Source organism: Streptomyces sp. NPDC045695 (genome assembly GCF_056432025.1).
This window is the reverse complement of sequence record NZ_JBWKJU010000031.1, coordinates 1-20090: the sequence shown is the minus strand read 5'-3', so window position 1 is coordinate 20090 and position 20090 is coordinate 1. Positions and strand designations below refer to the sequence as shown.

Annotated in this window: 21 protein-coding genes; 13 read left to right on the top strand and 8 right to left on the bottom strand. The window is 71.5% G+C overall.

What is annotated here, in order from left to right; translation table 11 throughout:
• Positions 1–9 precede the first annotated feature (9 nt).
• The gene (gene yczE / locus AC07DU_RS32010; RefSeq protein ID WP_479115305.1) at positions 10–720 is read right to left on the bottom strand and encodes a membrane protein YczE; all 711 of its coding nucleotides are present in this window, start codon (positions 718–720) and stop codon (positions 10–12) included.
• A gap of 61 nt (positions 721–781) precedes the next feature.
• Between yczE and yczR the strand changes: the two genes are divergently transcribed.
• Positions 782–2173, top strand: a complete 1392-nt coding sequence (yczR, locus tag AC07DU_RS32005) for a MocR-like transcription factor YczR (protein WP_479115303.1) — start codon at positions 782–784, stop codon at positions 2171–2173.
• Between the two features lie 64 nt (positions 2174–2237).
• Here the strand turns inward: yczR and AC07DU_RS32000 are convergent, their stop codons facing one another.
• Positions 2238–2585, bottom strand: a complete 348-nt coding sequence (locus tag AC07DU_RS32000) for a nuclear transport factor 2 family protein (RefSeq protein ID WP_453372704.1) — start codon at positions 2583–2585, stop codon at positions 2238–2240.
• A complete protein-coding gene (locus AC07DU_RS31995) occupies positions 2582–3217 on the bottom strand; it encodes a TetR/AcrR family transcriptional regulator (RefSeq protein WP_479115300.1) in 636 nt (211 codons plus the stop codon). The genes AC07DU_RS32000 and AC07DU_RS31995 overlap by 4 nt, the downstream gene beginning before the upstream one ends.
• 236 nt (positions 3218–3453) lie before the next feature.
• Here AC07DU_RS31995 and AC07DU_RS31990 point away from each other — a divergent pair, with 236 nt between their 5' ends.
• The 6 genes from AC07DU_RS31990 (at position 3454) to AC07DU_RS31965 (ending at position 9014) form a co-directional block, all read left to right on the top strand.
• Positions 3454–4098, top strand: coding sequence for a dihydrofolate reductase family protein (locus tag AC07DU_RS31990; RefSeq protein ID WP_479115298.1), 645 nt, complete (start codon positions 3454–3456; stop codon positions 4096–4098).
• A gap of 107 nt (positions 4099–4205) precedes the next feature.
• A complete protein-coding gene (locus AC07DU_RS31985) occupies positions 4206–4799 on the top strand; it encodes a TetR/AcrR family transcriptional regulator (RefSeq protein ID WP_360904386.1) in 594 nt (197 codons plus the stop codon).
• On the top strand, positions 4796–5641 hold the full coding sequence (locus tag AC07DU_RS31980) for an alpha/beta fold hydrolase (RefSeq protein WP_479115296.1): 846 nt from the start codon (positions 4796–4798) through the stop codon (positions 5639–5641). The genes AC07DU_RS31985 and AC07DU_RS31980 overlap by 4 nt, the downstream gene beginning before the upstream one ends.
• Positions 5595–7388 carry a serine/threonine-protein kinase gene (locus tag AC07DU_RS31975; RefSeq protein WP_479115356.1) on the top strand — a complete coding sequence of 598 codons (1794 nt, stop codon included), beginning with the start codon at positions 5595–5597 and terminating at the stop codon, positions 7386–7388. Before AC07DU_RS31980 ends, AC07DU_RS31975 begins: the two co-directional genes overlap by 47 nt.
• 278 nt (positions 7389–7666) lie before the next feature.
• Positions 7667–8218, top strand: a complete 552-nt coding sequence (locus tag AC07DU_RS31970) for a DUF3291 domain-containing protein (RefSeq protein WP_479034132.1) — start codon at positions 7667–7669, stop codon at positions 8216–8218.
• Positions 8219–8423: 205 nt separating this feature from the next.
• On the top strand, positions 8424–9014 hold the full coding sequence (locus tag AC07DU_RS31965) for a hypothetical protein (protein WP_479034135.1): 591 nt from the start codon (positions 8424–8426) through the stop codon (positions 9012–9014).
• 125 nt (positions 9015–9139) lie between these two features.
• Here AC07DU_RS31965 and AC07DU_RS31960 read toward each other — a convergent pair whose 3' ends face one another.
• Positions 9140–9787, bottom strand: a complete 648-nt coding sequence (locus AC07DU_RS31960; RefSeq protein ID WP_360905175.1) for a TetR/AcrR family transcriptional regulator — start codon at positions 9785–9787, stop codon at positions 9140–9142.
• 105 nt (positions 9788–9892) lie between these two features.
• Here AC07DU_RS31960 and AC07DU_RS31955 point away from each other — a divergent pair, with 105 nt between their 5' ends.
• The 4 genes from AC07DU_RS31955 to AC07DU_RS31940 all read left to right on the top strand — a co-directional run bounded on the left by AC07DU_RS31955 (position 9893) and on the right by AC07DU_RS31940 (position 12973).
• Positions 9893–10831 (top strand): DMT family transporter, encoded by a 939-nt coding sequence (locus AC07DU_RS31955; RefSeq protein ID WP_479115293.1) that lies wholly within the window; start codon positions 9893–9895, stop codon positions 10829–10831.
• 63 nt (positions 10832–10894) lie between these two features.
• On the top strand, positions 10895–11749 hold the full coding sequence (locus tag AC07DU_RS31950; RefSeq protein WP_479115291.1) for an MBL fold metallo-hydrolase: 855 nt from the start codon (positions 10895–10897) through the stop codon (positions 11747–11749).
• A gap of 61 nt (positions 11750–11810) precedes the next feature.
• Entirely contained in the window at positions 11811–12509 is a 699-nt protein-coding gene (locus AC07DU_RS31945; protein WP_479034146.1) for a DsbA family oxidoreductase, read from the top strand.
• Positions 12510–12640: 131 nt separating this feature from the next.
• On the top strand, positions 12641–12973 hold the full coding sequence (locus AC07DU_RS31940; RefSeq protein WP_479115289.1) for a hypothetical protein: 333 nt from the start codon (positions 12641–12643) through the stop codon (positions 12971–12973).
• 43 nt (positions 12974–13016) lie between these two features.
• On the opposite strand, the gene AC07DU_RS31935 is transcribed toward AC07DU_RS31940, so the two are convergent.
• The 4 genes from AC07DU_RS31935 to AC07DU_RS31920 form a co-directional block, all read right to left on the bottom strand.
• Positions 13017–14195, bottom strand: a complete 1179-nt coding sequence (locus tag AC07DU_RS31935; protein WP_479115287.1) for an FAD-dependent monooxygenase — start codon at positions 14193–14195, stop codon at positions 13017–13019.
• A 139-nt stretch (positions 14196–14334) separates the two neighbouring features.
• Entirely contained in the window at positions 14335–16362 is a 2028-nt protein-coding gene (locus AC07DU_RS31930) for a LodA/GoxA family CTQ-dependent oxidase (RefSeq protein ID WP_479115285.1), read from the bottom strand.
• 310 nt (positions 16363–16672) lie between these two features.
• Positions 16673–17524 carry a hypothetical protein gene (locus tag AC07DU_RS31925; RefSeq protein WP_479115283.1) on the bottom strand — a complete coding sequence of 284 codons (852 nt, stop codon included), beginning with the start codon at positions 17522–17524 and terminating at the stop codon, positions 16673–16675.
• A gap of 517 nt (positions 17525–18041) precedes the next feature.
• Positions 18042–18797, bottom strand: coding sequence for a class I SAM-dependent methyltransferase (locus AC07DU_RS31920; RefSeq protein ID WP_479115281.1), 756 nt, complete (start codon positions 18795–18797; stop codon positions 18042–18044).
• A 223-nt stretch (positions 18798–19020) separates the two neighbouring features.
• Here AC07DU_RS31920 and AC07DU_RS31915 point away from each other — a divergent pair, with 223 nt between their 5' ends.
• Both AC07DU_RS31915 and AC07DU_RS31910 read left to right on the top strand, forming a co-directional pair.
• Positions 19021–19263, top strand: a complete 243-nt coding sequence (locus AC07DU_RS31915; RefSeq protein ID WP_453372721.1) for a protealysin inhibitor emfourin — start codon at positions 19021–19023, stop codon at positions 19261–19263.
• Positions 19264–19604: 341 nt separating this feature from the next.
• Positions 19605–19967, top strand: coding sequence for a DUF6193 family natural product biosynthesis protein (locus AC07DU_RS31910; RefSeq protein ID WP_479115279.1), 363 nt, complete (start codon positions 19605–19607; stop codon positions 19965–19967).
• Positions 19968–20090: the final 123 nt, after the last annotated feature.

Below are 20090 nucleotides of genomic sequence, written 5' to 3'. Positions count from 1 at the left end.
CGCCACCGGTCACCGGCCTCCCCGTCCACCGGTCACGGCGGCGGGGAGGCGAACGGTCAGGAGCGGCAGGAACCAGCCCACGAGAGGCCCCACGCAGAGCGCGACGAGTACGGTCCCCGCGCCGAGACCGCCGCCGAGAAGCCAGCCGACCCCGGCGACGGTGACCTCGATGCCGGTCCGCACCGCCGCGACGGGCAGGCGGGTGAGGCGGACCAGCCCGGTCATGATGCCGTCGCGCGGGCCCGAGCCGAACTGCGCACCGAGGTAGAGCGCGTCGAAGAAGGCCAGGGCGACGAGGCCGACGACGAGGTATCCGACCTCGGCGAGCGTCCCCTGCGGGTCGGGGAGCACCGCGGCGGTGGCGTCCGCCGCGAAGCCCACGATCGCCACGTTGAGGAGGGTGCCGAGTCCGGGCAGCTCGCGCAGAGGTATCCAGGCGAGGAGCACCAGGAGCGAGATCAGGTTGGTGGCCCACCCGAAGGAGATGCCGAGGCTCTTGGCCGTGCCGTCCGTGAGGACGCTCCAGCTGGCGGTACCGAGCCCGCACTGGACGAGCACCATGACGGCGGCGCCGTAGCCCACCAGCCCGACCACGAGCTGGGAGAGACGACGCGTCCTCCGGCCCGCCCGCAGGTGGGCGAAGGCGTTCATGCGCAGGAGCTCAGGGCGGTCGCGGGGAGAGGGGACGGACGGGGGTGCGGAGCGAGCGGAAGGAGCCATGGTCCAAGACTCGGCGCTATCTGGACCCTGATTCCATAGCCAGATTGACTAAGCTGGTCTGATGAAGATCAGCGCGCACGCCGTGGGGAGCATGCTCGGGTCCTGGCAGGAGGGCCCCGGACCGGCGCACCAACGCCTCTCCGACCGACTGCGGCTGCTGGTCCTGGACGGGCGTCTGTGCCTCGGGGCCGCGCTGCCGAGCGAACGCGACCTGGCCTCCGTGCTCGGCACCAGCAGGACCACGGTCGGCGCCGCGTACCGCACTCTGGTCGAACACGGGTACCTCGCCACGAGGGAGCGCGCCAGGGCGACGGTGCGGCTCCCGCACGACACGCCGTCCGAGCGCCGCTCCGGCGGGGACCCGTCGACCATCGACCTGTCGTTCGCCGCGCCGCCCGCACCGTCCGAGATCCTCCACGCCGCCTTCGCGACCGCCCTCGAACAGCTGCCGCGGCACTTCGGGCGGCACGGATACGACCGGTACGGCACCGCAGAGCTGCGCGAAGCGGTGGCCGGCTGGTACGAGCGCAGGGGACTGCCCACCGCACCCGACCACATCATGATCACCAACGGTGCGCAGCACGCGCTCGGTCTGCTGGCGCGTACGCTCCTGTCGCCACGCGACAAGGTCCTGATCGACCATCCCACCTATCCGCACGCGATCAGGGCCTTCACCGACGTGGGCGCCCGACTGCTGCCCGTCGCCGTGGGGCCGTCCGGGTGGGACCCCGTACACCTCCTTGCGGCAGGGCGGACCGCTCAACTGGCCTATCTCATTCCGGACTTCCACAATCCGACCGGGATGTGCATGCCCGCGGGGGTGCGCCGCAGACTCCGGCTGGCGTGTCCCACGGTCATCGACGAGACCATGTGTGACCTGGCGCTGGACGGCGCGGATCCGGAACCCTTCGCCCTGCACGTACCGACTGCCGTCAGCGTCGGCTCGGTGTCGAAGAGCATCTGGGGCGGCCTGCGCATCGGCTGGATCCGCGCCGTGCCCTCGGTGCTGGAACGCATCGGACAAACCCGCCCCGCCACGGACCTCGGCACCCCTGTGGTCGAACAGCTCGCCACCGCAGTCCTTCTGAACGAGCATCGGACACGGCGGCCCGACATGCTCCGGCAACTGCGCTCACAGCGTGAGGGGTTGATGCACGCACTCACGGAGGACCTGCCCGACGTCCACGCACCGCTGCCGGCGGGTGGAGTGACGCTCTGGGCGCGGTTCCCCGATCCCATCAGCTCCCGGCTGGCAGCGATCGCCCCCGACTACGGAGTGACGATCGCGGCCGGACCGCGGTTCGGCGTCGGCGGCGCATTCGAACGCCACGTCCGGCTGCCGTACACGCTCCCGTCGGATCGGCTCGCCGAGGCGATCCGCAGACTCGCCCGGGCCCACCTGGCGTTCCGCCGGGGCGCTACCGGATCCCACACCCCCGCACCGGTCGCGTGAGCGCCGATGACCGACCCGCCGCCGCCGGTACGCACCGGGTGGCGGGCGGTCGGGCCATGAGCCGTCAGGCGGGGAGGAAGAAGCCGGTCACGTCGGCGAGGAGACCGTCCCGGTGCACCGCGCTGCTCACGCCGGTCATGAAGGCCTCGCCGTCCGGGCCGAGCTGGGTCCAGCGGGCCAGCGACCGGTCGTGGTGGTCGAGGACCTCGTCGATGCGGAAGCGGTGTCCGGGGAAGGCCCCGGCGAAGCCGCCCATGTACGCGTCCAGTTCGGCCAGACCGCCGACCTCGGTCCCCGGGTCCCGGTAGGCGACGTCGTCGACCGCGACCGCGCCGAGCGCGGTGAGCCGTATCGACGGGTCGGCCGACCAGCACGCGGCGTAGTCGTCCCAGAGTTGCTGTGGGTCATTCATAGCTGTTCCTCTTCGTTGGGTTGTTCGGCTGTCGTGGTCTTCGTTGTCCGTGCACCGATGATGACCATGGCCCCGTCGGTGACGGTGTGCAGCGTGGCGGTGTCCGCACCGGATCGGACGAGCACCAGCAGGCCCTGGTAGAGCGCCAGGAGCTGGGTGGCCGCCGCCTTGACGTCGAGTTCCGCGGACACGAGCCGCTGGGCGCGGGCACGAGTCAGGGCGTCGGCGAAGCCGGACTCGATCGTTTCCAGCCCCCGGCGCACGCCGGGCGTCGCCTGCGAGACCGTGAAGGACTCCACCGCGGTGTTGGTGAGCAGGCACCCCGGATCGGGTCCGGGGCCGGTACCGGCGTCGAACGCCGAGGTGAAGAACGAGCGGATGCCGGCCACGGGGTCCTCGGCGTCGCGCAGGTGGACGCGGACCCTGCCTTCCACCACACGCTCGTTGTAGGCGTCCAGCGCGGCATTGAACAGGCCTTCCTTGCTGTGGAAAGCCCGGTACAGGCTGCCCGGATGCATTCCGGTGGCCTCTTCGAGGTCGCGCAGCGAGGCGCCGAGGTAGCCGCGCCGACGGAAAAGGCGCATGGCGGAGGTCAGCACCTCGTCCTGGTCCCAGACCTGTTTCCGGCCCATCCGCGCCCCCTGTCGTTGAACGCCCCTAGTCGAACGCCTGTAGTTGAACGATCGCTCACAAACTAGCACGAGCAGTCACCTCCTGCAGCCGCTGCGGGCAACCAAGTTGGGGCGCGGTCGTTGTGATGAAGCCGGGGTGGACCCGGCCCCATCGGCTCGTCCGGCCACGCGCGCACCGATGAGTTTCGCCGGCCCGCGCAGTCTCCACCCGGCCATCGACACCACAGGAGGAACGCATGACCCAGCTTCTGAGAGTCCAGAACTTCAACATCTCAAGCGACGGGATCGGGGCCGGCGAGGACCAGAGCCTCGAAAGGCCGTTCGGGCACGTCGATCCCGGGAGGCTGTTCGCGTGGGCCGGCGCCACGGCGAGCTGGCCCATGCGCACCGAACCCGGCGGGAGCCGCGGCCTCGACGACTACTTCACGCGCGACTACGCACGCAACATCGGGGCCGAGATCATGGGCCGCAACAAGTTCGGCCCCCAGCGCGGCCCCTGGCTCGATCACGACTGGCAGGGCTGGTGGGGCGACGAGCCCCCGTTCCGCACCCCGGTGTTCGTCATGACCCACCACCAGCGTCCCTCGTTCCGGCTTGCCGACACCACGTTCCACTTCGTCGGCGGCGACCCGGCCGCCGTCCTCGAACAGGCGCGGGAGGCGGCGCAGGGCAAGGACGTCCGCCTGGGCGGCGGGGTCACCACCATCCGGCAGTTCCTCGACGCCGACCTCGTCGACACCCTCCACGTGGCGGTCTCCCCGGTGAAGCTCGGGTCGGGACTGCGGCTGTGGGAGTCCCCGGACGAACTGCTCGACCGGTTCCACCTGGAGGTCGTGCCGAGCCCGAGCGGAGTGACGCACCACCTGTTCTGGCGGAAGTGACGCGGCGGTTCCGCATCGCCCCGCACGTGCGCGGACGGAGCTCGCTTGCCATCCTAGGGCCCCTAGGTTATACCTAAGGGCCCTAGGATGAATCGCGAGGAGGACCTATGGCGCGGGCCGGGCTGACGGCGGAGCGGGTGACGGTCGCAGGCGCCGAGCTGGCGGACGAGGCCGGCTTCGACCAGGTCACGATGTCGCAGGTCGCGCGGCGACTCGGGGTGAAGGACGCGAGTCTCTACACGCACGTCCGCAGCCTGGAAGACCTGCGTGGCCGGATCGCGCTCCTGGCGGCGGACGAGAAGACCATCCGCATCGCGGAGGCCACCGCCGGGCTGGCGGGCCGGGACGCGCTCGTCGCCTTCGCCCATGCCTGGCGGGAGTACGCCCACCAGCACCCCGGCCGCTACACGGCGACGCAGACCCCGATCCCGATCGACCCCGAGCTGGCCGCACGAGCGAGCGGACCGCGGCGCGCGGTGGAGCTCACCTACGGCATGCTGCGCGGCTACGGACTGACCGAGCCCGACCTGACCGACGCGGTGCGGTTGCTGCGCAGCACGTTCCACGGATTCGTCGCCTTGGAAGCCGCGGGAGGGTTCGCACACGCGCGCTCGCCGCAGCACTCGTGGCTCCGCGCCCTCGACGCCCTCCACACCCTCCTGGAGCACTGGCCCGCGCCCCGAGAAGGAGACCCCTCATGACCGAACCGACCACCGGCAGCCTGCGCGTGAACGGCGCGACGCTGCACTACGAAGTGCGGGGACGGGGACCGCTCCTGCTCCTGATCCCCGGAGGGGCGGGGGGCGCGGCCTCCTTCGACGGCATGGCCGACGGCCTGGCCGCCGCGTACACGGTCGCCACGTACGACCCGCGCGGCATGTCCCGCAGCACACTGGACGACCCGGGGGCCGCGCAGCAGGTGGCCGAACACGCCGACGACGCGCTGCGGATCCTCGACCTGCTCTCACCGGGCGAGCCCGCCCGGGTGTTCGGCTCCAGCTCGGGCGCGATCGCCGCCCTGCACCTGCTCACCGCCCATCCCGAGCGCGTCGAGCGCCTCGTGGCGCACGAGCCGCCGGTGGTGGAGGTGCTGCCGGACGCCCGTGAGCACCGGGCCCTCATCGCGCGCGTACAGGAAACGCTCCACACCGAGGGGCTCATGCCGGCGATGGCCGTGTTCGCCGCGGGCCTGAAGAAGGACGGCGCGAACGGCGAAACCACCGAGGCCGAGGCCGAGATCCAGCTTCCGCCGCAGGCAGCGGCGCGAGCCGAGCGGACGATGGCCAACCTGCCGTACTTCGTCGGGCGCATCGTGCCCGGCTTCATGTCCTACGCTCCGGACGTCCACCGGCTGGAGGCGCTGTCGGACCGGCTGGTCCTCGCCTGCGGCCAGGACTCGCGCGGCGAGCTGCCCTACCGGCCGGCCGCCTTCCTCGCCGAGCACCTCGGCACGGAACTCCTGCACTTCCCCGGCGGACACACCGGCCTGACCACGCATCCCGCCGCGTTCGGCGCTCTTCTGCGGGAGGCCTTCCGCCCCTAGAGAGTGTCAGGCCCTCGACGCCGCGGGCCCCTTACTCGAGGAAGCGGGAAGGCTCCTCGCGGCGAGCCTCGCGCAGGCGCTGATCGACGTGCACCGGGCGGGCCTGGTCCACCGCGACCTGAAGCCCTCCAACGTGCTGCTCGCCGAGGACGGGGTACGCGTCATCGACTTCGGCATCGCGCGCGCCGCCGAGGGGCACACGAAGCTCACCCACACCGGCGCCATGGTGGGCTCGCCGCCCTTCATGGCGCCGGAACAGGTACAGGGCCTCCCGCTGACCGGCGCAGCCGACGTGTTCTCGCTCGGCTCGACCCTCGTCATGGCACGCACCGGCAGACCGCCGTTCGCGGGTACCTCGGTGCCGGGCGTGCTCTACAACGTCGCGCACGGCGCACCTGACCTTGACGGAGTGCCGCACGGGCTGCGCCCGTTCATCGAACCGTGTCTGGCCAAAGAACCGACGGAACGTCCGTCGCCGCTGGACACGTTGGGGGAGGCCGCCCGTGTGGTGAGCCGCATCCGTACCAACGGCAAGCACCTGCCGAAGTTCCTGGAAGAGGCACCGGCGCGCTGCGAGGACCTGCGGGCCCGGGTGAGCGGCGCCCCGTCCGCCGACGCGCTGCGCGAGCTGTGGGACACCGAGGTGGGAGAGTACTTCCGGCTCTGCTGCCACATGCTCCAGGCGGCCACCCGCAAGGACGGCGACACCCTCGTCAAAGTGCGCGGCACGCTCCGAGACCTGGTCGGTGAGGAGGACGCCGACCTGATGACGACGGGTCTGGGCGACGGAGCCCGGCTCGCCAGTATGGGACCGCTGTTGGGCCTGGAGCAGCTGGCGCGCGGGGAGATCGACCGGGACACGTACACGCGGACGTACGGCCATCGCGGCCCGCACGAGTTCGAGATCTCCCTGGCCCGGCCCGCCGAGGACCCCCAGTGGATCGACCGACAACTCGCCGCGCTGAGCAGCGTCCAGCAGGACGCTGACGCCCGCCTGCGGCGGCAGTCCGAGGCGCGCGCCGCGGCATGGGAACGGTTCGCCGCGCGCCACCCGAACCGGGTCGACGCGATGCGCCGCACGGTGGACCGGTGGGCAGCCTCGGCGCGCCTGCGCGAGGCGGCTCGTACCGAAGTGGCCCGCGTCTTCTGGCTGCTGCGCGATGTCGTCGTACGCGCCGGTGAACTGACCGGCCACGGTGAGGACCTCTTCTTCCTCGACGCGGAGGAAATCCTGACCGTGCTGAGCGGGGACGAGCGGCCGCTCGCCGCGGTGCCGGCGCGGCGCGCCGCCTACGAGCTGTACCGCTCCCTGCCGACGTATCCCACGCTGATCCGGGGGGAGTTCGACCCGCAGACCTGGGCGGCGGATCCGAACCGGCGGGCCGACCTGCACGACGCGCACACCACCGTGCCCCCCTCAGCCACGGTCAGCGGTTCGCCGGCCTCGGGCGGCGTGGTGGAGGGCATCGCCCGAGTCGTCGCCACGGTCGAGGAGGGCGAGACCCTGCGCCCAGGCGAAATCCTGGTGACGACCGTGACGAACATCGGCTGGACCCCCCTGTTCACCCGGATCTCGGCGATCGTCACCGACGCGGGCGCGAATCTCTCGCACGCCTCCATCGTCGCCCGCGAACTGGGCATTCCCGCCGTCGTCGGATGCGGCAACGCCACGACACGGATCCGGACGGGCCAACGCATCCGCGTCGACGGCGGGCATGGGACGGTGGAGGTCTTGGCCGAGGCCTGACCGACGGGGTGAGCGGCCCCCCGACCGCTCCCGTCCTCGCCCCCACGACGCTCCGTCCAAGAGGCCACTTGGACGGGGAAAACGCAACTTCGACATGGCTCGCAGAGGCAGCTACCTTCACCTGGTCTTCGGCGATCGCCCACGGTCGCAGGGGAGTTCCTTCCGGCTGAGCCGCCCGCGAGGGATGAGTGGGTCACGCCCACCCATCCCTCGCCCCGTGCGTAAGCCACCGAACCGGGTCCACACCAGGCCAGGCACCCACCACCAGGGAGAGACACGTGCCCCATCTCGCGCTGTACACATTCGGCGTCCTGAAGTCACCCCTCACCGATCCCGGACCTCTCACGCGCGAGTTCTACGAAAGGGGCGAGGCGGTCTACCGCAAGATCAGTCAGCACCCCGGGTACCTCGCCCATGCCGAGGCGGCAGACGGTGACCGGGGCGCGCTCTTCGACGCGGACTGGGGTGCATGGGGAGAGTTCGCCGTACCGACCTGGTACGGCAAGGGCCGTACGGTGGAAACCACTGCCCTGGCCGCGACCCTCTCCCTGTGGACCGACCTGCACCCCGCCTTCGACGCCATCTACAGCGGCCTGCACCGCGAGGCGCTGAACAGGCGCTACGACTGGTTCGAGAGGACAGGACACCCGAACTACGTGCTCTGGTGGGTCGGTGACGACGTGATACCCACCTGGCAGGAGGGGGTTTCCAGGCTGGAACACCTCCGTGACCACGGCTCCGCGCCGGACGCCTTCACCTTTCACCACTCGTTCGCCCCAGAGGGAACCGCGACCAGGACCAACGGCATCGGGCCGAAGAGCGACGCCTGAGCCGCGGGGGATACGCCCGTACCTGCGGCTTCGCCCTACGACCCCGCCTCCAGGACCGGTAATTCCAGCCATTATTGCCATGTCCCTGACATGACCCCTGACAGTTCAGGATGGCTGTGGGACTCTCCCGGCACGCACTCCGCACCCCCTGAGAGGCCCAGCGCCTCGTCTACCCCCACCAGTACGTGGCATGGAGGAGCGAACCATGAGGCAGAGCACGCCCATCGCGCACAGCACTCACACCTCGCACACCGCGCACGGCACTCACCCCACGCGCAGGATCCGTATCTCCCGCATCGCCCCCGTCGCGATGCTGGTCGTCGCGGCGGCGTTCGCCGGTACCGGCAACGCCCTCGCGCACGACGCCGGCGCCGGCGTCCAGGCCGCCGACCTGAAGGTCGACGGGGTGATCGTGGTCGCCGGCAACAGCTGCAGCTGGACCAACGCGAGCACCAGCTCGGCACCCCCGAACGCCCTCACCGTCAACCGCACCACGATCAACGCGCCGGGAGGCAATCTGGCCTGTAGTGGCGGCATCGTCGCCACCCTCAACAACGACCCCGCCTTCACCTTCGACGATGCCGCCGCCACGGCGCGGACCGACCTGATCGACATCACCGGCAAGCAGAGCTTCATCTCCTGCCGCTACAAGGCGACCAACATCGTGTGGGACCGCGACGGGGTGACCCGCAAGTACATCAACCGGGCCTTCAGCGCCACCAAGACCTCGGGCAGCTTCCTGTGCCCGGGCTCGGTCGCCACCCCGGCCGGGGACGCGTCCATGCTGTTCCGCTGACCCCACCGTCCCCCACCGTCCCACCGTCCCCACCACGCCGCCCCTGGGCGGGTTCCGGCGAAGCGCGCCCGGCACGGAACCCCACCACGGAGCCCGATCCGCCACGGCGCCCGGCCGGTCCCGATTCAGGGGCCGGCCGGACCCAGGAGGCCGCGGGCGAACACGCAGAGGGCCTGGGCGATGCGCTCGTGGGGGATCCCCAGGGTGTTGCGCTGATGGTGGTAGAGCTGCGGGGCCAGGGGGCCGAGGGCGAGGTCGGCGAGTGCGTCGGGGTCCGGGGCGCCGCCGGCGACGAGCAAGGTGCGCACGTGCAGGCGCCAGAAGCCGTACGCGCCGGTGGCGAAGCGGGCGGGCCCGGTCTCCGCGCCCAGCGCGAGGGGCAGATGCCGCTGGAGCAGGTCCAGGTACGCGATGTAGAACGCGGCCAGGCGTTCGGCGGGAGGAGCCTGCGGCCCCAGCGGGGGCGGACCGTAGATCATCTGCCCCTGTAGCCGGCGTTCGTGCTCGTCCAGGAGCGCGGTGGCGACGGCGGCCGGGTCGGGGAACGAGCGGTAGAGGGTCGCGCGGCCGACACCCGCGGCCTTGGCGATCTGGTCCATCGTCACGGTGCTCGGCTCGTGCGTGGTGAACAGCAGCTCGGCGGCGGAGAGGATCTGCGCGCGATTGCGCACCGCGTCGGCGCGCTGGCGCGGTGCGGTGGTGCCTCGGGGCACTGCTTGGAGATCACCGCGAAGGACTGCGGGCGGGGCGGGACGCTCGTCGCCGTTACTCATGCGGATCACCTTACTTGCACTCCACTAAGTGGACGGCTTGTCCGTTTGGCGTGCTGCAGGCTATGTTAAATGAGACGACCGTCCATTTAGAGCAAGGGGAACAAGGTGAACGCTGCGCTGCTCGCGGCAGCCCTGCTGGTCGGATGCCTTCTGGCAGTCCAGGCTTCGGTCAACCTGCAACTGAACAAGGCCGTGGGGACCCCGTACGGCGCTTCCACCATCCAACTGGGCGTGGCCACCGGCCTCCTGGCCGTCCTGGCGGCCGTGACCGGCTCGCTCGGCGCGCTCGGGAAGATCCCCGACGTCGAGTGGTGGCACCTGTTGGGCGGCCTGGCCAGCCCCCTCTACATCACCAGTGGCATCCTCCTCTTCCCCCGACTGGGAGCCCTGGCCTCGGTCGGCCTGTTCGTCTCGGGGCAGATGTTCTCCTCGCTGCTCCTCGACCTGGGCGGCCTCTTCGGGCTGGAGGAGAAGGACCCGAGCCCCGGCATCGCCCTCGGCGCACTCGCGGTCCTCGCCGGCATCATCGTGATCATCCGGGGGCAGCGGGCGACCGCCCCTCCCGGAGCCCCGGCGATGTCACGACCGGGCGGGATCGGATGGATCGCCCTCGGCATCGTCGCCGGCGGTGTACTCCCGGTGCAGGGCGCGGTCAACGCCGAGCTCCGGCACGGTCTCGGCGCCCCGATCGCGGTGGCGGCCTTCAGCTTCACCGTCGCGACGCTCACCATCGCCGTCGTCCTGCTGGTGCTGCGCCTGACGGGCAGGACCCCCGCGCCGCGGGTGACCCCGCTGAAGGCGATGCCCTGGTGGGGCTGGCTCGGCGGAGCGTGCGCCGCGGGCTATGTCACCGGAACGTTCCTGCTGATCCCCGAGATCGGCGCCGCGGTGACCGTCGGGCTGACGGTGACCGGTCAGCAGCTGACCTCCGCCCTGATCGACCACCGGGGCATGTTCCGGCTGCCGACCCGGGTGCTGAGCCTGCCGCGCCTGACGGGACTGGGGCTGCTGCTCGCCGGATCACTCGCCATCCAACTCGTATGAACGCCCGCCCACATGCCCCCGGCCATGCCCCTGAAATGCCCTGCCAAGAGAAGGCCGTTCCTCATGGAGACCTACGCCGTAGGGCCCGCACTGCACGCCCTGCCCTCGCAACTGCCCCTACCCGACCTCGGTCTGCAGCCGGTCAACGCCTACCTGCTGCGCGGTGAGCAGCCGATGCTGGTGGACACCGGAATGCCCGTGGACCGCGACGCCTTCGAAGAGGCGCTGTGGTCACTGGTCGATCCCGCGGACCTGCGGTGGATCGCCCTCACCCACGACGACCGCGACCACACCGGAAGCCTGGCGCGCGTCCTCGCCCGCGCTCCCGGCGCCAAGGTCGTCACGAACGGGATATCGCTGACCCGGTTGTCCGAGGAATTCGACATCCCGCGTGAGCGGGCGGTGACGGTCAACCCGGGGAGCCGGATGTCGATCGGTGACCGGACCATCAGCTTCCACCGGCCGCCCACGTACGACTCGCCGGGCACCCTCGCGCTCTTCGACCACGAGGCCGGCACGCTGTTCAGTTCGGACAGTTTCGGCACCGTCCTGCCCGACGTCGTGCGGCACTTCGGAGACGCCGACGAAAAGGAGTTCTTCGAAGGCTTCGACGTCCTGAACCGGGCGATCGCCCCGTGGACGGCCCTCGTCGACGCGCAGAAGTTCCAGCGCACCGTCCGGACGATGTCCTCCCTCTCCCCGGCGCGGCTGCTGTCCGCCCACGGGCCGACGGTGGAGGGCCGCACGGTCACCTCCCTGATGGAGGCCATGGCCCGCATCCCGTTCCTGCCGACGTGGCTTCCGGGCGCGGACACCGACCTCGAAGCCGCCCTCGACGCGCACGGCGCCCGGTCCGCCGCCTTACGGTCCGCCCCCTTACGGTCCGAGCCCCCGGGCCCGGGCCCGAGCCCCCGTTGATGCCCTGAAGATCCACCCCTTTCGCCATTTCCTTGGCCTACGACCAACCCCAGGAGTCACCTTGAGCACCGTCGCCGCATCCCTGACACCGCCGCCGGGCATCATCACCGTCTTCTCGGACATCTGGTGTTCCTTCGCGCACATCGCCGTCCACCGTCTGCACACCACCCGCAGGAGGCTCGGTCTTGAGAACCAGGTCAGCTTCGACCTGCGGGCCTTCCCCCTGGAGCTCCTCAACGACGCCCCCAGCCCCCGCCCCGGAACCGACAGCGAAGTGGGCCGGATGGCCAGCCTGGAACCGGCGGCCGGCTGGCAGCTCTGGCAGGCCAAGGACTGGCTCTACCCCTCCACCGTGCTGCCCGCACTGGAGGCGGTCCAGGCCACAAAAGAGCAGTCCCTGGCAGCGTCCGAACAGCTCGACCTCGGCCTGCGGAAGGCCTTCTGGGCCGAGTCCCGGTCCATCAGCCACCGGAAGGTCATCCTGGACGTGGCCGCGGAGACCGGCGTCGTCGACGTGACGGCGCTCGCACAGTCCCTGGACGACGGCCGTGCCCGCAGCACCCTCTCCGGCCAGGCCGCGCTCGCCCGTACCGACGCGATCAGGTGCAGCCCGCACCTGTTCCTGCCCGACGGCAGCGACTGGGCCAACCCCGGGATCGACGTGCGCTGGGAAGGCGCCTACGGGGTCGGCTTCCCGGTGATCGAGTCCGACGACCCGAAGATCTACGAAGGCCTCCTGCTGGCGGCTGCCACGGGCTAGGCCGACAAGATCCGGAAGAGACGGGCTATGAGGGAGGCGGGGCCGTGCCCGGGCAGGATGAGTACGAGGACCTGCCCGGCCTGAGTACGCCCGCGCAGGCGCCCCGGGGCCGGAGGCGATGGACTGTGCCCATGCCCGAGACCTTCCCCGACCTGACGGCCGACAGCGCCGCCGAGACCCCTGTCACCAGTGGGGCGCTGATGTGGACCACGACCGTGGCGGTGGCCCTGATCCCGGTGGCCTTCCTCTTCGGGGGGCTGGCCCCGATAGCCGCGGAGGTCCACCCTCAGACCGTGGCGGTCGTCACGGCCTGCTGGTGGGCGTCCTGGACCGCCACCCCGCTGCTCGTCACGGCCTTCTGGCTGTCCCTGCGATACCCCGCCCTGGCCGCGGCGGGCCGCTGGGCGGGCTGGGTCGCCCCGGTCCCACCCACCATGACGATCCTGCTGGCCCTCGGCCTGTAGACGCAGGCCTTGCAGCGGGACCGCCTCACCGCCCGCCGGTCCGTCAGCGAAGACCGGCGAGCCGGCCTTCAGACGTGAGCGGATGCCCGGCCGGGTGGGGCTGGCCGGCCCGCCGCCGCTGCCAGAACGGCAGGTCCGGCCAGCGGGTCTCCGCCGCGTACGCCTGCGCGTGATGGCGGGCGTACGCGGCGGCGACGCCGTCGAGGAAGTCCGTGTACGCGGCCAGGACCGGGCGCGGCGGCGCGCCCGCCAGGCACAGGGCCGCGGCGAGGCCGGCGCGGGCTCCGCTGTGCAGGGCGGTGAGGATGCCCTGCGAGGAGAGCGGGTCGAAGGCCAGCGCCGCGTCGCCTGCGGCGAACCAGCCCGGGCCGCCGTACGGCGCGAGGCGCATGCCGTGGGCGGCGCTCCAGCACGGAGCCGGTGCGCCGGTGAGGTCGGCGGCCGTGAGGCGGGCGCCGATGTACCGGGTGCGCAGGGCCGCGTCCAGGAACCCTTCCGGGGTGCGCAGGCAGGGGTCGGCGAGGTCGGGGTCCGTGAGGTGGGCGACGATCCGCCCCGCGGGGGTCAGCGTCGTGTACCACCATCCACCCGGCACCGCTTCGACGACGGTCCTGGCCTCCCGGTCCGGCTGCCCGCCCGGGGAGAGACCGTGACGTGGCATCAGGACATGGGCGGCCACGAGCCGGTCCTGGCGCCTGCGGACCGCCCGACGCCGGGCGACGGCCGCACGCCGTCCCGTCGCGTCGACCGCGCACGCGCAGTGCAGCTCCCGTGTGCCGCGCTCGCGGCGTACGAGGAGCCGCAGGCCCGGGCCCTCGTCCACGGCGTCCAGGACCCGCCCGCGGAGCGGCTCGGCGCCCGCCGCGCGGGCGGCCTCCCGCAGGAACGCGTCGAAGCGCAGACGGTCCAGCTGCCACCCTGCGCCGTACGGGTCCTGCACCGGGCCGCGGTCGTGCAGCGCGGGCGAATTCCAGGAGAGGTACATCCCGGTGGAGCGCAGGTGGGGCGCGGCGATGGCCTCGGGCCACAGGCCCAGGTCGCGCAGGAGCGGCGTGGCGGCCGACGGCAGGCTTTCGCCGACCTTGTGGGCGCCCGCCGCGGGCGCGGGCGGCTCGTCCACGATCGCCACGCGCCGGCCGGCCCGCGCGAGCACGAGGGCGGCCACCGCCCCGGCCGGCCCCGCGCCGGCCACGATCGCGTCGTACGCCTCGTGACGCGTCACCGCTGGCCCCCGGGGCCGGCCGGCGCACACCGGCTCAACGCCCGCTGGCCCCACGCACACCGGCCCCACGCATGCTGGCCCCACGCACACCGGCCCAACTCACACCGGCTCGACGCACGCCGGCTCAACACGTGCCGGGTCATCGCTTGCCCGGGAAGCGGGCGACCTTCTCGATGTAACCCGCCGACAGTTCCTCGTCGGGTTCCTCTGCGAGCGCGACGGCAGTCGCGAGGACGGCGTCCCGCAGCCGTTCTTCGGCGGCGAGCGGCACGTGCAGGCTCAGCAGGTTGCGGCCGCGCGGCGGGGCCGGCTCGGCGGGGAAGGAGACCTCGGACTCGACGAGCATCTCGGCAGGCAGCAAGGGGTCATCGGCGACGCCCCGACGGCGTTCGACCAGGCCCAGCCGGCCGAAGTCCTTCACCATGGCGTTGATGTTGGCCTTGTAGGGCGCGGGCAGCCAGCGGTTCCAGGGGGAGCGCCGTGCGAACGCCGCGAGCCGCTCCTCGCGCGGGCGCGTGCTGTCGACGGCGATCAGGTAGTCCTCTTCGATGAGGACGTGGTTGGGCACCCGCGCGGGCCAGAACGTCGGCAGGTACGGGTCGTACCGGCGCTCGTACCCGGAGCGGCAGCTCGCTGTGTCCGTCTGCCAGGGCACGGCCATCCAGCGGGTCAGGTCGCCGGGCCCCTGGGCGTACAGCGGCCCGTCGTACTCCAGGGCGCGCTGCGGCGTGAGGACCTTGCCGTAGGAGTGCTCCGGTTCGCTCTTCGTGCGGTGGCGGATGCGGAACGGCGAGCTGTACAGCGTGGTGCGGCGCATCGGCCAGGTGATCTCGCAGCCCGGGTGGAAGGCGTCGGCGAGGCAGAAGGACAGCGCCGCGCGGTCCAGGGCGTCGGGCCGGTCGGCGAGCGGCAGCCGGTCGAGTTCCAGGGGTGCGGTGTCCGCGCCGAGGACGAGGTCGGGGATGAATTCGCCGCGGGTCCAGCGCGCCAACAGCCGCGCCTGGAGCGGGGAGATGGCCAGGTGCTGGCGAGCGGAGTTGGGGGGCAGGCTCATCGCGTCGCCGTAGACGGGCGGCCAGGGAACCGGGGACGTGCCGTCCCGGTCGTGATCGCGCATGGTCTTCGAAATCTGCCGGCGCAGCTCCTCGTGACGCGGGCCGGGGTCGGCGAGGGCGGACAGTAGGCCGGGATCGAGGAAGTGTTCGCGTCCGCCGTGTCCGAAGAGGGTGGCCAGGCCCTGGTTGACCCATTGCAGATCGCACAGGCGGCGCAGGATGGGCAGGATGTCGCGGGTGAAGGAGACCTGCGCCGGCTCGGGCAGCGCTCCGGTCGCCGTGAACGCGTCACGGACGAGGTCGTACAGCGTACGGACCGACTTCAGCTCGGGGGCGTAGTTGGGCGGGCCGACCACCACCCAGGCCGGTTCGACCGGCAGCGCGCGGCCGTCGACGCGGACCTCGGCGGTGACGGGACCGTCCGAGATGTCGTCGTACCAGCCGTCGTTGTTGGCAAAGGTCTCGGCCGCCTTGTGGTCGACGGATTCGGCGACGCCGCGGCCGCCGAGGAAGACGAGCCGCCCCGCCCCGTCGGTGCGCAGCTCACCGAGGTAGACCGGGATGCGCAGGAACGTCCCGGTGTCGAAGCGCAGTTCGGGACCACCGGCCCGGTCGGGGCCGTGTACGGAGCGGGGGCCGGGGTCGATGATCAGCTGGGCGCGGTCCGCACCGCCGACCAGGGGATTGCGGAGTTGGCTCTCGTGCGCCTGGGCGGCCTCGTCGATGTCAAGGGCCAGCTGGAACTGGTACCAGGCGCCCTTCTTGTTTGCGACGTGCACGGTCCAGCTGACGTCGGCGTTGGCCGCGGTGAGTTCGGCCACCGGCTGTCCGGCCGCGTTGTAGCCGTAGACCCGGAAGCGCGCCGCCTGCCGCTTCAGGGCACCGGTCGCGTCCTTGTACGAGCCGGTGGGCAGCGGCGGCTCGTCCTCGGTCTCGGGGCCGAGGAAGAACTCGTCGGCGCTGTCGCCGACCCGGGCGACGCCGATCGCGGGGTGGATGGCGGCCCGCACGATCCGGGTGTCCTGCCCCGAAAGCGCGGCGACGGTGAAGCCGGGGGCGTGGGGGTCGTTCTCCGGGGGTCCGGCGGACGGGGAAGCGGAACTGACGGCCATGGCTCGATCTCCCGCGATGCGGCGCTACCGGGCTGTACGGGTGCACGGGCGTGCAGGGGGTGCACGGGGTGCTCGGGGCTCTGGGCTCTGGGCTCTGGGAGCGTGGTGCAGCCGGCGTGCATCGTGCGTACAGCTCTCCATGCTGACAAACGAGCGCGCGATGCGCGACCGAAGGGCGGGCGAGCGACACCGAGTCGCACGCCAGCGGGAGCACCCGCAGACTGGAAGACGGACCCGCGCGGCGCACCAAGCCCGGCCCGGACCCGCGGGGTCCGTAGGTCCGTAGGTCCGGGGTCCGCAGGTCCGGAGGTCAGCCCAGCGGTCGTCTGGACTCGGTGCGCACCTTGAGGGTGGTCTCGGCGACCTTGGCCAGATCGACGGAGCCGGGCTTCTGCTGAGCGATCTCCGGGGTGAAGACGCCGACCGAGGCGCCGGTGTTCCCGTCCGCCCAGGCGCACAGGGGCAGGCTGCTCTCGACGCCCTCCTGCCTCATGGTCAGCACCTGGCAGGACAGCGTGATGTCGGAACCGGCGGGCCGGATGTCCCTGGCGGGGACCGCCAGAGTGGCCCCTTCGGCGTCCGCCGCGCCGCTCAGCATCTTCCTGCGGGCGCCGTCGGGGTCCTTGAACTGCCCGTACATCCCGGAGATGACGAGGGCGCCCTCCCCCTTGGGAGACCTGGAGGCGTACTGACCGACGACCGGCTTCGGATTGCGGACCTTCGCGTCGTAACTCCCCTCCAGGGCTTCCTTGCCCTGGGTGTCCGACAAGTCCTCGACCAGCTCGTACGTGCCGTCCAGCAGGGTCTTGGGCACGGTGAGCCGGTGGGTGGCCTCGGGGAAGCCCGCTGCGCTCGCCACGGATCCGGCCTCCGTCAGCAGGCGCACCCCGAATCCGAGGGCCCCGAGCGCCACGAGTGAACCCGCCACGATACCGATCACCAGGCCGGCCCGGTTCTTGCGCGGCGGACCCGCCGGGGGCTGCCCCCAGGCGCCTTGACCGGGGTACGGCTGCGGCGGGTAGGGCTGCCCCGGGTACGGCTGCTGGTGTGGGTGGGGCGAGGACTGCGGGGCGTACTGGGGTCCACCGTACGGATTCGGGGGCTGCGGGGGCCGCGGAGACCCGTACGGGCCGGGGGAGTGCGGGGGTGGCGGCATGCTCATGCCCGAACGCTACGTTACGAACGGTGGCCGGGCGGGCGGTCAGTCGTCGCGCTGGGAGAGGGACTCCGTTTCCCGCGCGCTCCACGGGCATCCCGGCCCGGTTATCACGAAGCGCCCCGGTGATGCCGGCGGCCACGCTCTGTATGCACGGCAGCAGGGCCAGCTGCAGACCGTTCGGAGCCGCCTGGTCGCCGCCGGGCGGCCGCCGCCCCATCTCGTCGGTCGAGATACGGGAGAGAGCGAAGGGCAAGCCGTCGACCGCCGTGTTCTCCGCAGCGTCCCTCAGCGGGTCGAAGACCACCCGCCAAGCCGAACGGAACTCCTCATCGGTGGGTAGACGGCCTTCTCGCTCTCCGCCCGCGCACGTCGACGAACGCGCTCGGCGGTTTGGGTCTGGAGAACCGTGGACGTGACGGCGGGCCCCCGCCCCCGGCACGGCCCCGCCGACTGCCCCGTCGGCCCGTAGAGAGCCGCTGCGTCTGTCATGGGGGCATGCTCGCGGCTGAGGGGCGGACTGTCAGGCGTCTACCCCAACTCCAGTGTCCTTGGCGGGCACTTCAAGGACGAAGAAGAGGAAGCACATTGAGGTCGACAGGCCATGGAAGTCTTCGGGGAACAGCTCACGGGCGGCCGGGTCCGGCTGCGGCTCGCTGATGGCGGCAATGCGGAAGCCGGCGGCGGTGAAGGCGTCGGTCATCGCATGCAGCGGTCTGCGCCAGAAGCTCATCGGGACGGACTGTCCGCCGAACGTCCAATCGAAGGTGTGGCGGGTGATCGCGAAGTAATCGGGCCGGGGGTTCTGGATGGCGTAGGCCACGAAGGGGTGGTCCACCGACGCGATCAGCCGGCCACCAGGCCGGAGCACGCGCCGCATCTCGGTCAGCGTCGGCTCCCAGTCCTCCAGGTAGTGCAGGACCAGCGACGCGACCACGTCGTCGAACGCACCGTCGTCGAACGGCAGGCGGTCGCGCAGATCGACCACGTGCAGGGCCGCGTCGGCACCGAGCCGGCGCCGGGCCAACGCCAGCATCCCGGCGCTGGCGTCGATGCCGGTGACGTCGGCGCCGCGGTCGCGCAGCGCGGCGGACAGGGGGCCCGAGCCGCAGCCGGCGTCCAGCACCCGGCGGCCGGCCACGTCACCGGCGAGGGCGATCATCGCGGGCCGCTCGTAGTACGCGTTCAGGAGGTTGTTCTCGTTTTCCGCCGAGTACGCCTCGGCGAAGCTGTCGTAGTCATTGGCGCATACCGCGGGTATGTCGGTTACTCGGTCCATCGCCGCAGCCTAAGGTTCAGGCGACTCAACGCCCGCCATTGGGCGCCGTGTTGCGCGCGCCCCGCACGCCCCCTGCTCGCCTCCAGCCCACCCAACGGCCCTTTCCGGCCGTTCGAAGTGCCGGGCCCCACCCCCTGACAGCGGGCCGGTGTTCGGGGCACACGCGGTAGTGACTGCACCACGCAGACCGCGTGACACGAACCAGGAACAGGGAGGAACAGTCATGCTGATCACGGTCACCCGCTCCGGAGGCTTCGCGGGCTTCGAGAAGCTCCGCACGCTCGACACCTCAGGCCGCGCGGACGCGACGGAGCTGGAGGAACTCGCCCAACGGGCCGTCGCCCCCGTGGCCGACGGGTACCACTACCGGATCACCGTCGACGACGAGGTGCTCGACCTCCAGGACCCCTGCCTCTCCCACGCCCAGCGCACGCTCATCCGCACCGTCTTAGGCGAAGGCGCCTAGAGGGGCGTGTCGCCCCGGCAGGGCTGTTCGGTAACTCGGACACGACGTTGGACCGGGCAATCACCCGTGTGAGGATCGTGCTGTGTGCGCCTGCATCGTGCGCAGTGCACGAGTACGACACGAGGTCGAGTGGGGTCCTGGAGTGTCCGCGGGGCGAACGGCGCGGCTGGCGGTGAGCAACGATGGGCAGGAGCTGCTGGACTTGACCGTGGAGCCGTGGGCGGACACACCGGATCCCGCCGAAGGGGACCTGCATCGTTGTGACTCACGCGCCGGCGGACGACGGCACTTGGGTGGCCTGCGGGTTGCTCTGACAGGCACCCCTGCGCATGATCAAGGACATGAGTACGGAAACGGTGGTTGAGAAGACCTGGCGCATGTTGGTGGAGCGCCACCCTGAGGCCCGCCGCGGGGATCCCGAGGTGATCGAGGCCGCATTCGCAGAGCCGCGTCTGCGCCAGCTGTTCCCCTTTCCGAGCCACGGCTGCCTGACCTTTCACCGGAACACAGACTTCCCGTGGAGCAACGACCTTCCCTTCATAGCTGGCGGGGAGAAGACTTACTTGGTGTATGCCGCCGGCTACGCCCAACTCCTCGGCGAGGTGGCTACACCCCAAGCGGCCGCCGCGCTCGTCGTCGCGCACCTCCCGAGCGACTGCGGGGCCGCGGTGGAGGGGCCCTGGCAGGAGCCGAACAAGCCCTGAAATGGATTGGCCTCAAGGGACAAAACGCCCTCTAAGAGGTCGTTTTAGCCTGACTTAGCCCTTCTTGGGGTGATTCTCGGAGTGCGGGGTGGTGGTGCGGAGGCGGCAGCAGGTGTGGTTGGG

Excerpts from the sequence above, each read along its gene's own strand:
- yczE (WP_479115305.1), bottom strand. The coding sequence starts at position 720 with ATGGCTCCTTCCGCTCGCTCCGCACCCCCGTCCGTCCCCTCTCCCCGC.
- yczR (WP_479115303.1), top strand. The coding sequence starts at position 782 with ATGAAGATCAGCGCGCACGCCGTGGGGAGCATGCTCGGGTCCTGGCAG.
- AC07DU_RS32000 (WP_453372704.1), bottom strand. The coding sequence starts at position 2,585 with ATGAATGACCCACAGCAACTCTGGGACGACTACGCCGCGTGCTGGTCG.
- AC07DU_RS31995 (WP_479115300.1), bottom strand. The coding sequence starts at position 3,217 with ATGGGCCGGAAACAGGTCTGGGACCAGGACGAGGTGCTGACCTCCGCC.
- AC07DU_RS31990 (WP_479115298.1), top strand. The coding sequence starts at position 3,454 with ATGACCCAGCTTCTGAGAGTCCAGAACTTCAACATCTCAAGCGACGGG.
- AC07DU_RS31985 (WP_360904386.1), top strand. The coding sequence starts at position 4,206 with ATGGCGCGGGCCGGGCTGACGGCGGAGCGGGTGACGGTCGCAGGCGCC.
- AC07DU_RS31980 (WP_479115296.1), top strand. The coding sequence starts at position 4,796 with ATGACCGAACCGACCACCGGCAGCCTGCGCGTGAACGGCGCGACGCTG.
- AC07DU_RS31965 (WP_479034135.1), top strand. The coding sequence starts at position 8,424 with ATGAGGCAGAGCACGCCCATCGCGCACAGCACTCACACCTCGCACACC.
- AC07DU_RS31960 (WP_360905175.1), bottom strand. The coding sequence starts at position 9,787 with ATGAGTAACGGCGACGAGCGTCCCGCCCCGCCCGCAGTCCTTCGCGGT.
- AC07DU_RS31950 (WP_479115291.1), top strand. The coding sequence starts at position 10,895 with ATGGAGACCTACGCCGTAGGGCCCGCACTGCACGCCCTGCCCTCGCAA.
- AC07DU_RS31940 (WP_479115289.1), top strand. The coding sequence starts at position 12,641 with ATGCCCGAGACCTTCCCCGACCTGACGGCCGACAGCGCCGCCGAGACC.
- AC07DU_RS31930 (WP_479115285.1), bottom strand. The coding sequence starts at position 16,362 with ATGGCCGTCAGTTCCGCTTCCCCGTCCGCCGGACCCCCGGAGAACGAC.
- AC07DU_RS31925 (WP_479115283.1), bottom strand. The coding sequence starts at position 17,524 with ATGAGCATGCCGCCACCCCCGCACTCCCCCGGCCCGTACGGGTCTCCG.
- AC07DU_RS31920 (WP_479115281.1), bottom strand. The coding sequence starts at position 18,797 with ATGGACCGAGTAACCGACATACCCGCGGTATGCGCCAATGACTACGAC.
- AC07DU_RS31915 (WP_453372721.1), top strand. The coding sequence starts at position 19,021 with ATGCTGATCACGGTCACCCGCTCCGGAGGCTTCGCGGGCTTCGAGAAG.
- AC07DU_RS31910 (WP_479115279.1), top strand. The coding sequence starts at position 19,605 with ATGAGTACGGAAACGGTGGTTGAGAAGACCTGGCGCATGTTGGTGGAG.